Here is a 15158-nt window from a genome sequence, read left to right as displayed (position 1 = left end):
CGCCGCGTTCGACGCCGATCTCGCGCACTGGCAGCATCTCGCCGAATTCGTGCTGCCGCAGGCGCTCGTCAATACGCTGCTGCTGCTCGCGGGCGTCGGCACGATCGTGTCGATCGTCGGCACCGGCTGCGCGTGGCTCGTCACCGCATACGACTTTCCCGGCCGCCGCGTGCTCACATGGGCACTGCTGCTGCCGCTCGCGGTGCCCACCTACATCGTCGCGTTCGCGTATCTCGACCTGCTGCACCCGATCGGCCCCGTACAGGGCGCGATCCGCTGGCTGCTCGGCTTCGACAGCCCGCGCCAGTTCCGCCTGCCCGACCTGCGCTCGCTGCCCGGCGCGATCTTCGTACTCGGTTTCGTGCTGTATCCCTATGTTTACCTGAGCACGCGCGCGATGTTCGTCACGCAGTCCGCGAGCCTGCTCGAAGCCGCGCGCACGCTCGGCGCGGGACGCATCGCCACGTTCTGGCGCGTCGTCGTGCCGCTCGCGCGGCCCGCGATCGCGGTCGGCGTGAGCCTCGCGCTGCTCGAAACGCTGAACGATATCGGCGCATCGGAATTCCTCGGCGTGCAGACGCTGACGGTATCCGTCTACACGACATGGATCACACGGTCCGATCTTGCCGGCGCCGCACAGATCGCGCTCGCGATGCTCGCGATCGTCGTGGGCATGATCGTGCTCGAACGCTACGGGCGCCGCCGCCAGCGCTATGCACATGGCCGGCGCATGCGGCCGATCGCGCCGCGCCGCCTGACGGGCACGGCCGCATGGGGCGCCGCCGTGCTCGGCTGGCTGCCCGTGCTGCTCGGCTTCGGCGCGCCGGCCGCGTATCTCGCGGTCGAGACGGCCAAGCGGCTGCATCTCGTCGGCGGCGTGTCCGCGCAACTGATGACGGGGCTCGCGAACACGCTGACGATCGCCACCGCCGCCACCGTCGCGACACTCGCGTGCGGGCTCGTCGTCGCATGGGCCGCGCGCGCGCAACGCGACAGCGCAGGCGCGGGCCCGGCCCGCGTGTGCGCGAGAATCGCGAGCCTCGGTTATGCGGTGCCCGGCACCGTGCTCGCGATCGGCCTGCTGATCCCGTTCGCGGCGGCCGACCGGCTGTTCGGCGCGGCACTCGGCCGCGACGGGCTGCTGCTGATGGGCTCGGCGGCCGCGCTCGTGATCGCCTACACGGTGCGTTTTCTCGCGATCCCGGCCGGCAGCATCGAGGCCGGCCTCGCGCGCATCCCGCCGTCGCTGGAACAGGCGGCGCGCTCGCTCGGCGAAACGGCCGGCGGCACGCTGCGCCGCGTGCACCTGCCGCTGCTGCGGCCCGCGCTCACCACGAGCGCACTGCTGGTGTTCGTCGACGCCATGAAGGAATTGCCGGCGACGCTGCTGCTGCGTCCGCTGAACTTCGACACGCTCGCCACCTGGCTGTATGCGGAAGCGGCGCGCGGCACCTACGAGGAAGGCGCGGTCGCCGCCCTCGCGATCGTGCTGGCCGGGCTCGTGCCCGTGATCCTGCTCGCCCGCACCCGCCACAAGATCGGAGCCTGACACCGTGAACCTGCTCGAACTCGATGACCTCTGCCTCGCCTACGACACGCCGCACGGCCGCCGCACGGTGGTCGACGGCCTGAGCCTCGCGCTGCCGCGCGGCGACATCGGCTGCCTGCTCGGTGCGTCGGGCTGCGGCAAGACCACCGTGCTGCGCGCGATCGCCGGCTTCGAACCGGTGCGCATGGGGCGCATCGTGCTGGACGGCGCGCCCGTCGCGGCGCCGTCGCTCGACGTGCCGCCCGAGCGGCGCCGCATCGGCATGATGTTCCAGGATTACGCGCTGTTTCCGCACCTCAGCGCGGCCGACAACGTCGCGTTCGGTTTGCGGCGCATGCAGAAGACCGAACGGCGCATGCGTGTCGCGGAAATGCTCGATCTCGTCGGCCTCGCCGATTCCGGCAGCGCCTATCCGCACGAGTTGTCGGGCGGACAGCAGCAACGCGTCGCACTCGCCCGTGCACTCGCGCCGTCACCGGAACTGCTGCTGCTCGACGAGCCGTTCTCGAATCTCGACGTCGATACGCGCGAGCGGCTCGCGTTCGAGCTGCGCGACATCCTGAAACGCACGGGCCACACCGCGATCCTCGTCACGCACAACCAGGCGGAAGCGTTCGCGATCGCCGACCGGATCGGCGTGATGAAGGATGGCCGGCTCGCGCAATGGGATACGCCGTACGCACTGCATCACCATCCGGCCAGCCCGTTCGTCGCGGATTTCGTGCGCCGCGACGCACTGGCCGACGAGCGCGCACGCGCACTGGCGCGCGGCCGCTGAACCCGCGGGCGCGCTGCACGCCCGCGCCGTTTCATTGCCGCGCTACGCCGGCTCGGCAAGGTCGCGCACGGGCAGCGCGGTCGAATACTTGATCTGCTCCATCGCGAACGACGAGCTGACGTCGAACAGCGGCACCGTACGAATCAGCTGCTTGTAGACGCGGTCGTAATCGTCGATGCCGGCCACCACGACACGCAACAGATAGTCGGTCTCGCCGCTCATCCGGTACACCTCGACCACTTCCGGCATGTCGCGCACGGCCTGCGTGAACCGCTGCGCCCATTCCTCGGTGTGCTGGTTCGTCCGGATCGCGACGAACACGGTCGTGCCGACCCCAAGCTTGCGCGGATCGCACAGCGCAACCTGCGCGCGAATCGCGCCGGTTTCCTTGAGCCGCTGCACGCGCTTCCAGCATGGCGTCTGCGACAGGTTCACGCGCTGTGCCAGCTCCGCGATCGGCAGCGTGGCATCCGCCTGCAACAGCTCCAGCAGCTTGCGATCGATGGCGTCCATTTCTCCAGTCCCTCGTAGATAGAAATTTATTCTATTCATCCTGCACAACGGGGAACAATATGAAAACCGCCTCGCCGCGTCGACCGGTATAAATACCGATCCGGTACACGCGCGGGACGGGTGAGTCCGCCGGCACGCGGCCCGCTCCAGACGAAACAGGCGATCCCGCCCGTCAAGGTGGAATCGCCTGGCGTTCCTGCACGTCGCGGCCGGCCCAATGCGCACGCGCCGGCCGGCGCGCCGCTCAATACGCGACCGTCGCGATCTCGCGCACGAAGCTGCCTTGCTCGAGCGCATCGACGAACGCGACCGCGTAGTCTTCCGTCGAAATCTTGCTGTTGCCCTGCGCATCCACGATCAGCTTGCCGACGCCCGTACGGAACGTGCCCGTGCGCTCGCCCGGGGCAATCATCGCGGCCGGCGCGAAGAACGTCCAGTCGAGATCGTCGACCGTCTTCAGGTAGCCGAGCGCATCGCGGTGCGCGAGCGCCTGCGCCTTGTACGCTTCAGGAAAGCCTTCGCTGTCGACCAGCTGCTTGCCCGGCGCGACTTCGAGCGAACCCGCGCCGCCCACCACCACGAGCCGCTTCAGGCCCGCCTGGCGGGTGCCGGCGACCAGCGCTTTCGCGGCCGCGACGACCTTCGCCGCATCGTCCTGCTTCGGGCCGTATGCGCTCGCGACGACGTCATGACCCGGCAGCGCGGCCGCGATGCTGGCCGCGTCGAACAGGTCGGCCGCCTTCGCGGTGATGCCGTCGCCGGCCGCGCCGGGATGGCGCGACAGCGCGGTCACGCGATGACCGCGTCGAACGGCTTCCGCGGCAATGCGCGAGCCGATCGTGCCGGTGGCGCCGAACAGCGCGATATTCAGGGTACGTTGCGTCATGTCGATTCTCCAGTAAGCAAAATATGTAACAAAGTCAATTACAGATAAGACCGAAAAAAAACGGGGCAAAGCCCCCGTTGCGCCGGTCGCCGCGCAAACGCGCCGTCCGGCTTCCTGCCCTGCCGCCGGTTACCCGCCGGCGCGCGCCTCATGTTGCGTGCGCTGCTCCAGATCCAGCACGTCGGCCGTGACGTCGGCCAGCGTGCGCGTGGCAAGCGAGGCTTCCATCGCGCGCTGCGCGTCGCCGATGTAGTCGGTCAGCGCGCCCTGGATGTGCCGCCCGACGAGACACGCGGGATTCGGCGCCTCGCGGTGCAGCGCGAACAGCTGCGCATCGTCGACCGCCCGATATACGTCGAGCAGCGTGATCGCGCCGGGCTCACGCGCCAGCAGCGCACCGCCGCCCGCGCCCAGCTGCGACGTGGTCAGCCCGGCGGCCGCCAGCATCGACAGCAAGCGGCGGATCAGCGCCGGATTCGTGTTCACGCTGCCCGCGATGATGTCGGACGACAGCGGCACGCCTTCCTGCATCGACAGCAAGGCAAGCACGTGGACGGCAAACGCGAACCGGCTGCTGGTATTCATTCCTCACTCACTTGACGACGCCGGCCCATCCTGCGGCCGGCGACATGTGTAACCATCATAATTACATTTTGTGGATCATGCAAGCCCGCGTCACTCTCCGCTCGCGGGCTTGGCGCCCGACGCATTCTGCTGGCTCCACTGCTGCAGCTTCTTGCCGGCTTCGGCGATCTTCGCGCCGGCTTCGGAAGCCGCATGCGCGACGACTGCGGAAGCAGCCGCGTCGATCTGCGCCTGCGCCGCGGAGGCGAGGCCGCTCGCGGACAGCGGCGGCACAGCCGACGCCGCGGACGCGATGCCGGCCTTTGCGGCGTTGATCTGCTGGTTGACGGTGCTCGCCACCTGGTCGAGCGCCTTGGCCGCATTGTTCGCGGCATCGGCGGCCGCGCTCGCGGCCGTATCGGGTTGCGTGACCGGCGCACCGGACTTCTCGCAGCCCGCGAGCAACAGCAGCGCACCGGCGGCCACGGCCGCCAGTACGGACCCGGGCACGCGACGCGCCCGCGAAGTCTTCATCTTCATCAGCAATCTCCGGCCGCGCGTGGCGCGGCCTCGTGGTTGGACCGACGTCGATGATACCGCCTGTTGAACAGGGCCAATCACGTCCCGCCATTAAAAATGGCTTTCAATTTCGGACTCGTCTGATTCAATCGCACACGCGAGGACTCTAAAGTGGGCACGCTTCAACCCGCTTCGGACGTGCCCCCTTTTTCTCATGGATTTCCTCGTCGACTGGCTCATCGCCCTGGCCGCATTGCTCGCCGCCACCCTGTTCCTGTGTCTGCGCCCGCGGTCGGCGCATCGCCTGGCCGAATCCGGACGCCCGCGCCGCGTCGCAACCGCGCGCCTGCTCGCGCAGGCCGTGATCGGCTTCTGGACCGCCGCGCTGATCGTCGCGCAAGGCATCCTCGGCCCCGACGGCGACGGCCAGTCGCTCGCGGGCTTCGCGGCGCTCGCGTTCGCCGCGCTCGGGCTGACAACCGTCGCCGCCTACTGGTCGGCGTGCGCGCTGCGGCTGCGCCGGCCACCCCAGCTGTTCACGCGCCACTAATGCGCCACTAACGCGCCGGTTGGTGCGCCCGCCGCGCACCATCGCGCACCACGCCGCATCAACCGGCTCGTCACGCGCACCAGTTCCGTACGCGCCGCACCACGTGCGTGCATCAGGCATCGCGCTCGGCTCGCCTCGGTTACGCCCTCTTCCCGTGCACGATCCATCGGAATGCCTCACCACGCGGCGCACGGGCACCAACTCCATGCGGCGGCTCACCAAGTTGGCTCGATATTTGCATTCCTTGCCCGTTTTTTGCGCAAGGAAGCCACGGCATGGATGGTCTGAAATCCGGCGTCGACTCACTGTTCCTGTTGATCGGCGCCGTCATGGTGCTCGCGATGCACGCGGGCTTTGCTTTTCTCGAACTCGGCACGGTCCGCAAGAAGAACCAGGTCAACGCGCTCGTGAAGATCCTGGTCGACTTCTCGGTGTCGACGCTCGCGTATTTCTTCATCGGCTACACGATCGCGTACGGCGTCGAGTTCTTCGACGACATCGGCACGCTGTCCCAGCACAACGGCTACTCGCTCGTGCGCTTCTTCTTCCTGCTGACCTTCGCGGCGGCGATTCCCGCGATCGTGTCCGGCGGCATCGCCGAGCGCGCGAAGTTCAATCCGCAGCTCGTCGCGACGCTGATCATCGTCGGCTTCATCTATCCGTTCTTCGAAGGGATCGCGTGGAACGAACGCTTCGGCGTGCAGGCCTGGCTCACGCACGCGTTCGGCGCGCCGTTCCACGATTTCGCGGGCTCCGTCGTCGTACACGCGTTCGGCGGCTGGGTCGCGCTGCCGGCCGTACTGCTGCTCGGCGCGCGCCACGGCCGTTACGCGAAGGACGGCCGGATCGCCGCGCACCCGCCGTCGAACATCCCGTTCCTCGCGCTCGGTGCGTGGGTGCTCGCGGTCGGCTGGTTCGGCTTCAACGTGATGAGCGCGCAGACGCTCGACAAGATCAGCGGCCTCGTCGCCGTGAACTCGCTGATGGCGATGGTCGGCGGCACGCTCGCCGCGTGGATGGCCGGCCGCAACGACCCGGGCTTCACGTACAACGGGCCGCTCGCGGGCCTCGTCGCGGTATGCGCGGGCTCCGACGTGATGCACCCGATCGGCGCACTCGTCACGGGCGCGGCCGCCGGCGCACTGTTCGTCGCGATGTTCACCTGCGTGCAGAACAAGTGGCGCATCGACGACGTGCTCGGCGTGTGGCCGCTGCACGGCATGTGCGGCGCGCTTGGCGGCCTCGCGGCCGGCGTGTTCGGCCTGCCCGCGCTCGGCGGCCTCGGCGGCGTGTCGTTCATGTCGCAGCTCGTCGGCACGCTCGGCGGCATCGCGATCGCGACCGCGGGCGGCACGCTCGTGTACGGTGCGCTGAAGGCGACCGTCGGGCTGCGCCTCGACCGCGAAGCCGAGTTCGACGGCGCGGACCTGTCGATCCACCGCATCTCGGCGACGCCCGAACGCGATTGAGCCCCTGACGAACGCCCAGCTCGCCATTACGTTTTCAATTCAAAAAACTTTCATCGAGCGTCCTTACACTTCCGTCCAGTTTTCAATTTGCCTTCGCGACGCTTGCCGAGCGCCTGCTTCGCGAAGGCCATTCTTCCAACAACTGAAACTGGACTCCACATGCCCGCGTTGCCCAATGCTTCCCGTCGTCAGGCCCTGAAGATCCTCGCCGGCGCGCCGATGCTTCCCCTTTCCGGCCTCGCGCTGCCGGCCCTGCTGACGGGTTGCGGCGGCGACGACAATCCGGCGTCGACGCCGGCCCCGGTCGCCGCCGCGTACACGTCGGCGACGTTCTCGGCGATGGCCGCCCCGACGCTCGACAACGCCGCCGCGATGGCCACGACGACGGTCGGCTCGACGCTGTCGGTGTCGTTCTCGGACGGCTCGGCGCGCAACTTCAAGCTGGCGTACCGGCCGTTCTTCGTGACGGGCGACATGGTGCCGGACGGCAAGGGCGGCACGACGCTCGCGGGCGGCTACTACGACATCAACAACCAGCCGATCATCGACCGCTCGGTTGCCGGCAAGGAGCGCCAGTTCTATTCCGACTGCCCGGACGGCAGCTCGCTGCTGACGCTGAAGAACGCGAACGTGCCCGGCGTGAAAGGCAACACGGTGTTCGCCGTCGTGCAGTTCGAATACACGACGCGCGACCAGGCGAGCGCATCGCAGTACGGCCAGCTGCCGTCGCCGATCGCGGTGCTGACGCTCGACCAGGATCCGGCCAACGGCGCGCTGAAGGTCGTCAAGTACCACAACGTCGACACGTCGAAGGCGCACGGCCTGTGGATCACGTGCGGCGCGAGCCTGTCGCCGTGGGGCACGCACCTGTCGAGCGAGGAGTACGAGCCGGACGCGACCAAGGCCGCGACCGACGCGCAGTTCAAGGCGTTCAGCAGGAACACGTTCGGCGACGAGACGAAGGCGAACCCCTACCACTACGGCCACCTGCCCGAGATCACCGTGAATCCCGACGGCACGGGCACCGTGAAGAAGCACTATTGCCTCGGCCGCATCTCGCACGAGCTGATCCAGGTGATGCCGGACCAGCGCACCGTGATGATGGGTGACGACGCCACCAACGGCGGCCTGTTCATGTTCGTCGCCGACAAGGCCGCCGACCTGTCGGCCGGCACGCTGTATGTCGCGAAGTGGACGCAGACCTCGTCGGCCGGCGCCGGCACCGCGACGCTCACGTGGATCAGGATCGGCCACGCGACGAGCGGCGAAATCGAAGCGCTCGCGAACACGTTGAAGGCGTCGGACATCATGGACCTGGTGACCACCGACCCGAACGATGCGAGCTACACGAAGATCCACTTCGGCGGCAAGTTCAACTGGATGCGCGTGAAGCCGGGGATGGAAAAGGCGGCCGCGTTCCTCGAGACGCACCGCTATGCGGCGCTGCTCGGCGGCAGCATGGGCTTCACGAAGCTCGAAGGCACGACCGTGAACGCGAAGGACAAGATCGTCTACACGGCGATGTCGCGGATCGAGACGTCGATGGTCAAGGGCAATGCGGCGTCGCGCGACGTCGCGGTCGACAAGAAGATCGCCGCGGGCGCCGTCTATGCGCTGAACCTGAAGGGCAGCCAGCGCGACACGACGGGCAGCGCGATCGACAGCGAATGGGTGCCGGTCGACATGGGCGCGCCGGCCGCGCTCGTCGGCGAGGATCTCGCCGCGGCCGACGGGCTCGGCAACCTCGCGAACCCGGACAAGATCGCGAACCCGGACAACCTGAAGTTCTCCGAAAAGCTGCGCACGCTCTTCATCGGCGAAGACTCGGGCATGCACGTGAACAACTTCCTGTGGGCGTACAACGTCGACACGAAATCGCTGGTGCGCGTGCTGTCGTGCCCGGCCGGCGCAGAATCGACGGGCCTGCACGCGGTCGACGAGATCAACGGCTGGACGTACATCATGAGCAACTTCCAGCACGCGGGAGACTGGGAATCGCCGCTGCACGACAAGGTCAAGCCGACGCTCGACCCGCTCGTGCGCGCGAACTTCAAGGACCGCTTCGGCGCGAGCGTCGGCTACCTGACGGCCGAGCAGACCAGCATCAAGCTCGCGAAGGCCTGACCGGGCCGCGCGAGGAGGCGCCGCTCGCCGGCCGGGGCGTCCCTAACCGGGCGTCCCTTTCTTCATCACCGATCATTCGTCGGCGCTCCACGCCGTTTGATGCGCGATGCCCAGTGCGGGCATCGCGCTTTTTTTGCGCGTGCGAATCGCGTCAGGCGCACGCGCGAGCAGGCGCCGCGCGGGTGTAAACGGGGGGTTTCGACGATCGGGGGATAATACGGGCCTGACGCGTCCGGGCGGGCGAGCAGAAAAACGGGCAAAAAAAAGCGCCACGGAGACCGTGGCGCTAAAAAAGTTCTAGCCATTCCGAGGGCCGTGCTAGAACCTGAGAGACTGCGCGAAACATCGTTGCCGGTTAAACTCTTGAAACGATGTTTCGAAAACGTGAGACATTCTTTCCGTTTCCGCCCGACAAGTCAAGCGGTATTTGCACCGGTTCATGCACTTTCTGGCAACGCTCATTTGAGCGTTTTCCTAATAAACCAAGGGTGAACCCGTAAAATCTCATCCAATGACCGGTTCACCCGCGGAACATGCATCCTTTGACAATAGTCCTACAATACCAACAAAATTGAAATCGAGTTTCGGAAATAGAGAGAATCCCTCGTGTCGACCACTGTAACCCCTCCCGCGTCGCGGGACCGTGAATCCTCGCCCGACGAAATCACCGCCCTCGCCCGCGGCCTCGCCGTCCTGCGTCGCATCGCGGCTGCCGACGCGCCCGTCAGCAACCGCGAGCTGACCGAACTGACCGGCATCCCGAAGCCGACCGTCTCGCGCATCACTGCGACGCTCGTCAGCGCCGGCTTCCTGTTCCAGTTGCCCGACAGCGAGCGCTTCGTGCTCACCGCGTCGGTGCTCGAACTGAGCCACGGCTTCCTGCGCAACTTCGACATCCGCGCGCGCTCGCGGCCGTTCATGATCGAGCTGGCCGAACGCACGTCCCTGTCCGTGCACCTCGCGGTGCGCGACCGGCTCGACATGGTCGCGATCGACGTGATCCGGCCGCGCTCGGCCGTGCTCGTCACGCGTCTCGAGATCGGCTCGCGGATGGACATCGCACGCACCGCGGTAGGCCGCGCGTATCTCGCCGCACTCGAGGACGACGAACGCCGCCTGCTGCTCGAGTCGCTGCGCACCACGGCCGGCGACGACTGGCCGCACGTGTCCGCGCGCCTGACCCCCGCACTGGACGACGCAATGCGCGACGGGTGCGCGATCGCGATCGGCGAATGGCGCGAGGGCCTGAATGCGGTGGCGGCCGGTTTCGTCGGCCCGTCGGGGCAGCGCTATTCGGTGAATTGCGGCGGCGCGTCGCACCAGTGCCCGCCCGAATGGCTGCACGAACACGTGGTGCCCGCGCTGCACGAATGCATCGCGAAAATCACCCGCGAGATCGGCGGCGCACCGGCCCGGCGGCACGCCGTGTAATCGATTCGTCATCGTCCAATTGCGTTCTGTAACGACCGTAACCCGTTGAAAGATAGTCCACTGGACTGTAACGGGGACGGGACGTAGGATCATGCCCATCGTCGCGCCGCCTTCGCGGTGCGCACCGCTCTTTTCCCGCGCAGGCCGGCGGGGCCCCGGACCGAGCCGGGCGCCCCGTCCCGGCACCGCCCGCCCACGCGCAGCCCAGCAGTCCGATTTCCGGCACGCCGCGCCGTCTTCCTGACAGAACACGATGGATAACGAACAAAAGCCCACGCCTCCTTCGAACGACCCCGCGTCTCCCGCCGCACGGCGCCCGCGCCGCACGCTGATGGCCGGGGCGCTCGCGGTCGTCGTCATCGGCGGCCTGCTGTGGTGGCACCCGTGGAACCGCACGCCGGCGGCCGGCAGTGCCGCGACGGGCGCGGGTGCAAGCGCCGCCGGTGGCGGCGGCCACCGCGGCCGAGGCGGCCCCGCCGCGATGGCGAACATTCCGCAGCCCGTGCAGGTCGCGACCGCGACGCAGGGCGAAATGCCGATCGTGCTGTCCGCGCTCGGCACCGTCACGCCGCTCGCGAACGTGACGGTCAAGACGCAGCTGTCGGGCTACCTGCAGTCGGTCTCGTTCCAGGAAGGCCAGATCGTCAGGAAAGGCGACGTGCTCGCGCAGATCGACCCGCGCCCGTATCAGGTGTCGCTCGAGAACGCCGAAGGCACGCACGCGCGCGACTCGGCGCTGCTCGCGACGGCACGCCTCGACCTGAAGCGCTACCAGACGCTGCTGTCGCAGGATTCGATCGCGTCGCAGACGGTCGATACGCAGGCTTCACTCGTCAAGCAATACGAAGGCGCGGTGAAGACCGACCAGGCCGCGATCGATTCCGCGAAGCTGAACCTCACGTATGCGCGCATCACCGCGCCGGTGTCGGGCCGCGTCGGCCTGCGCCAGGTCGACCCCGGCAACTACGTGACGCCGGGCGATGCCAACGGCATCGTCGTGATCACGCAGTTGCAGCCGATGAGCGTGATCTTCACGACGTCGGAAGACAACCTGCCGCAGATCCTCAAGCAGGTGAACGCGGGCCAGAAGCTGTCGGTCACCGCGTACAACCGCAACAACACGGTGCCGCTCGAGACGGGCTCGCTCGCGACGCTCGACAACCAGATCGACACGAGCACGGGCACGGTCAAGCTGCGCGCGAACTTCGATAACAAGGAAGGCATGCTGTTCCCGAATCAGTTCGTGAACACGCGGCTGCTCGTCGACGTGATGCGCAACGCGACGATCGTGCCGACCTCCGCCGTGCTGACCGGCTCGATCGGCCAGTTCGTCTACGTCGTGAAACCCGACAACACGGTGACGGTACGCAAGGTCACGGTCGGCCCGGTCGACGGCGAACGCACGAGCATCGTCAGCGGCGTGTCGCTCGGCGAGCGCGTGGTGACCGACGGCTCCGACCGCCTGCGCGAAGGCGCGAAGATCTCGATCCCGGCCGACAAGCCGAAAGGCGCGTCGGGCGCGCGCGGCGCCGGTGCGGCGTCGGGTGCATCGGGCGCCGACGGCCATCGCGGCGGACACCGGCACGGCGCGTCGCAGGCAGCGGCCCCCGCGGCCCAGTAACGCGCGGGCCGCTCGATGAATCCATCCCGCCTTTTCATTCTCCGGCCGGTCGGCACCGCCCTCCTGATGGCGGCGATCATGCTGGCCGGTCTCGTGGCGCTGCGCTTCCTGCCGCTCGCCGCGCTGCCGGAAGTCGACTATCCGACGATCCAGGTCCAGACCTTCTACCCGGGCGCGAGCCCGGAAGTGATGACCTCGTCGGTCACCGCGCCGCTCGAACGGCAGTTCGGGCAGATGCCGTCGCTGAACCAGATGTCGTCGCAGAGTTCGGCCGGCTCGTCCGTGATCACGCTGCAGTTCTCGCTCGACCTGCCGCTCGACATCGCCGAACAGGAAGTGCAGGCCGCGATCAACGCGGCCGGCAACCTGCTGCCGTCCGACCTCCCCGCCCCGCCGATCTATGCGAAGGTCAACCCGGCCGACGCGCCGGTGATCACGCTCGCGGTCACGTCGAAGACGCTGCCGCTCACGCAGGTGCAGGACCTCGCCGACACGCGCCTCGCGATGAAGATCTCGCAGATCGCGGGCGTCGGCCTCGTCAGCCTGTCGGGCGGCAACCGCCCGGCCGTGCGGATCCAGGCGAACCCGACCGCGCTCGCGCAGTACGGGATGAACCTCGACGACCTGCGCACGACGATCTCGAACCTGAACGTGAACACGCCGAAGGGCAACTTCGACGGCCCGACGCGCGCGTACACGATCAACGCGAACGACCAGCTCACGAGCGCCGATCAATACAACAGCGCGGTCGTCGCGTACAAGGGCGGCCGCCCGGTGATGCTCACCGACGTCGCGACGGTCGTCGCCGGCTCGGAGAACACCAAGCTCGGCGCGTGGGTGAATTCGGAGCCCGCGATCATCCTGAACGTGCAGCGCCAGCCGGGCGCGAACGTGATCCAGACGGTCGACGCGATCAAGGCGCAGCTGCCGAAGCTGCAGGAAACGCTGCCGGCCGCGCTCGACGTGCAGATCGTCACCGACCGTACGACGATGATCCGCGCCGCCGTGCGCGACGTGCAGTTCGAACTGCTGGTCGCGGTCGGGCTCGTCGTGCTCGTGATGTACCTGTTCCTCGCGAACATCTACGCGACGATCATCCCGAGCCTGTCGGTGCCGCTGTCGCTGATCGGCACGCTCGCGGTGATGTACATGGCCGGCTTCTCGCTGAACAACCTGTCGCTGATGGCGCTCACCATCGCGACCGGCTTCGTCGTCGACGACGCGATCGTGATGATCGAGAACATCGCGCGCTACGTCGAGGAAGGCGAATCCGGGCTCGAGGCCGCGCTGAAGGGCTCGAAGCAGATCGGCTTCACGATCATCTCGCTGACGGTGTCGCTGATCGCGGTGCTGATCCCGCTGCTGTTCATGGGCGACGTGGTCGGGCGCCTCTTCCATGAATTCGCGATCACGCTCGCGGTGACGATCGTGATCTCGGCGATCGTGTCGCTCACGCTCGTGCCGATGATGTGCGCGAAGCTGCTGCGCCATTCGCCGCCGCCCGAGAGCCATCGCTTCGAGGCGCGCGTGCACCACGCGATCGACTGGGTGATCGCGCGCTACGCGGTCGCGCTCGAATGGGTGCTGAACCGCCAGCGCTCGACGCTCGTCGTCGCGCTGCTGACGCTCGCGCTGACGGGCCTGCTGTACGTCTACGTGCCGAAGGGCTTCTTCCCCGCGCAGGACACCGGTGTGATCCAGGCGATCACGCAGGCGCCGCAGTCGATCTCGTACGGCGCGATGGCCGAGCGCCAGCAGGCGCTCGCGGCCGAGATCCTGAAGGATCCGAACGTCGTGAGCCTCACGTCGTTCATCGGCGTCGACGGCAGCAACATCACGCTGAACAGCGGCCGGATGCTGATCAACCTGAAGGCGCGCGACGAACGTTCCGAAACGGCCGCGCAGATCATCCGCGACCTGCAGCACCGCGTGGCGAACATCACCGGGATCTCGCTCTTCATGCAGTCGGTGCAGGATCTGACGATCGACTCGACCGTCAGCCCGACGCAGTACCAGTTCATGCTGACGAGCCCGAACTCGGAAGAGTTCGCGACCTGGGTGCCGAAGCTCGTCGCGCGTCTGCAGCAGGAGCCGTCGCTCGCCGACGTCGCGACCGACCTGCAGAGCAACGGCCAGTCCGTCTACATCGAGATCGACCGCGCGAGCGCCGCGCGCTTCGGCATCACGCCGGCAACCGTCGACAACGCGCTGTACGACGCGTTCGGCCAGCGCATCGTGTCGACGATCTTCACGCAGTCGAACCAGTACCGCGTGATTCTCGAGTCCGAGCCGAAGGAGCAGCACTACGCGCAATCGCTGAACGACATCTACCTGCCGTCGGCGGGCGGCGGCCAGGTGCCGCTGTCGTCGATCGCGTCGTTCCACGAACGGCCGTCGCCGCTCCTGGTCGCGCACCTGTCGCAGTTCCCGTCGACCACCGTCTCGTTCAACCTCGCGGCGGGCGCGTCGCTCGGCGAGGCGGTCAAGGCGATCGAGGCCGCCGAGAAGGACATCGGGCTGCCCGCGTCGTTCCAGACGCGCTTCCAGGGCGCGGCGCTCGCGTTCCAGGCATCGCTGTCGAACCAGCTGTTCCTGATTCTCGCGGCGGTCGTCACGATGTACATCGTGCTCGGCGTGCTGTACGAGAGCTACATCCACCCGATCACGATCCTGTCGACGCTGCCGTCGGCCGGCGTCGGCGCGTTGCTTGCGCTGATGATCACCGGGCACGACCTCGACATCATCGGGATCATCGGCATCGTGCTGCTGATCGGTATCGTGAAGAAGAACGCGATCATGATGATCGACTTCGCGCTCGAGGCCGAGCGCGTCGAAGGCAAGCCGCCGCGCGAGGCGATCTACCAGGCGTGCCTGCTGCGCTTCCGGCCGATCCTGATGACGACGCTCGCCGCGCTGCTCGGCGCGGTGCCGCTGATCGTCGGCGCCGGCGCGGGCTCCGAGCTGCGCCAGCCGCTCGGGGTCGCGATCGCCGGCGGCCTGATCGTGTCGCAGGTGCTGACGCTGTTCACGACGCCCGTGATCTACCTCGGCTTCGACTCGCTCGCGCGCCGCGTGCGCGGCTGGTTCGAGCGCCACGGCCCGCAAGCCGGCACGCGCACGGATGCGTAAATGACACGACCCCCACGCTCACTTC

12 protein-coding genes are annotated in these 15158 nt (G+C 67.7%); 8 read left to right on the top strand and 4 right to left on the bottom strand.

The genetic code is table 11. The features are described from left to right. Together ABY44_RS24460 and ABY44_RS24455 are read left to right on the top strand one after the other, a co-directional pair. Window positions 1-1549 (top strand): ABC transporter permease (locus ABY44_RS24460; protein ID WP_431642476.1); only part of this gene is annotated, 1549 nt, incomplete at its 5' end. Window positions 1550-1553: 4 nt separating this feature from the next. Further along, window positions 1554-2327, top strand: coding sequence for an ABC transporter ATP-binding protein (locus ABY44_RS24455; RefSeq protein WP_059695500.1), 774 nt, complete (start codon window positions 1554-1556; stop codon window positions 2325-2327). Between the two features lie 42 nt (window positions 2328-2369). Here ABY44_RS24455 and ABY44_RS24450 read toward each other — a convergent pair whose 3' ends face one another. The 4 genes from ABY44_RS24450 to ABY44_RS24435 form a co-directional block, all read right to left on the bottom strand. Beyond that, window positions 2370-2840, bottom strand: coding sequence for an Lrp/AsnC family transcriptional regulator (locus ABY44_RS24450; RefSeq protein WP_006484401.1), 471 nt, complete (start codon window positions 2838-2840; stop codon window positions 2370-2372). A 244-nt stretch (window positions 2841-3084) separates the two neighbouring features. Then, window positions 3085-3726 (bottom strand): NAD(P)-dependent oxidoreductase, encoded by a 642-nt coding sequence (locus ABY44_RS24445; RefSeq protein WP_060173775.1) that lies wholly within the window; start codon window positions 3724-3726, stop codon window positions 3085-3087. Window positions 3727-3855: 129 nt separating this feature from the next. After that, the gene (locus ABY44_RS24440) at window positions 3856-4311 is read right to left on the bottom strand and encodes an Rrf2 family transcriptional regulator (protein WP_027787952.1); all 456 of its coding nucleotides are present in this window, start codon (window positions 4309-4311) and stop codon (window positions 3856-3858) included. A gap of 90 nt (window positions 4312-4401) precedes the next feature. Continuing rightward, window positions 4402-4830 (bottom strand): hypothetical protein, encoded by a 429-nt coding sequence (locus ABY44_RS24435; RefSeq protein ID WP_021159399.1) that lies wholly within the window; start codon window positions 4828-4830, stop codon window positions 4402-4404. A 193-nt stretch (window positions 4831-5023) separates the two neighbouring features. Between ABY44_RS24435 and ABY44_RS24430 the strand changes: the two genes are divergently transcribed. From ABY44_RS24430 to ABY44_RS24405, 6 genes are all read left to right on the top strand, one after another. Continuing rightward, the gene (locus ABY44_RS24430) at window positions 5024-5359 is read left to right on the top strand and encodes a hypothetical protein (RefSeq protein WP_059695496.1); all 336 of its coding nucleotides are present in this window, start codon (window positions 5024-5026) and stop codon (window positions 5357-5359) included. A 275-nt stretch (window positions 5360-5634) separates the two neighbouring features. Then, the gene (locus tag ABY44_RS24425) at window positions 5635-6828 is read left to right on the top strand and encodes an ammonium transporter (RefSeq protein WP_060173774.1); all 1194 of its coding nucleotides are present in this window, start codon (window positions 5635-5637) and stop codon (window positions 6826-6828) included. A gap of 159 nt (window positions 6829-6987) precedes the next feature. Further along, the gene (locus ABY44_RS24420; RefSeq protein WP_059695494.1) at window positions 6988-8952 is read left to right on the top strand and encodes a PhoX family protein; all 1965 of its coding nucleotides are present in this window, start codon (window positions 6988-6990) and stop codon (window positions 8950-8952) included. 606 nt (window positions 8953-9558) lie between these two features. Then, window positions 9559-10383 (top strand): IclR family transcriptional regulator, encoded by an 825-nt coding sequence (locus ABY44_RS24415; protein WP_057056455.1) that lies wholly within the window; start codon window positions 9559-9561, stop codon window positions 10381-10383. 253 nt (window positions 10384-10636) lie between these two features. After that, on the top strand, window positions 10637-12004 hold the full coding sequence (locus ABY44_RS24410; protein WP_060086503.1) for an MdtA/MuxA family multidrug efflux RND transporter periplasmic adaptor subunit: 1368 nt from the start codon (window positions 10637-10639) through the stop codon (window positions 12002-12004). A gap of 15 nt (window positions 12005-12019) precedes the next feature. Continuing rightward, entirely contained in the window at window positions 12020-15133 is a 3114-nt protein-coding gene (locus ABY44_RS24405; protein ID WP_060173773.1) for an MdtB/MuxB family multidrug efflux RND transporter permease subunit, read from the top strand. The last annotated feature ends 25 nt before the right edge of the window (window positions 15134-15158 follow it).

Source organism: Burkholderia sp. ZZQ-2 (assembly GCF_050768715.1).
In the GTDB taxonomy this organism is placed as follows: Bacteria; Pseudomonadota; Gammaproteobacteria; order Burkholderiales; family Burkholderiaceae; genus Burkholderia; species Burkholderia cepacia.
Note: the sequence above shows the minus strand (reverse complement) of the source record. Positions and strands in the feature narration are given on the sequence as shown.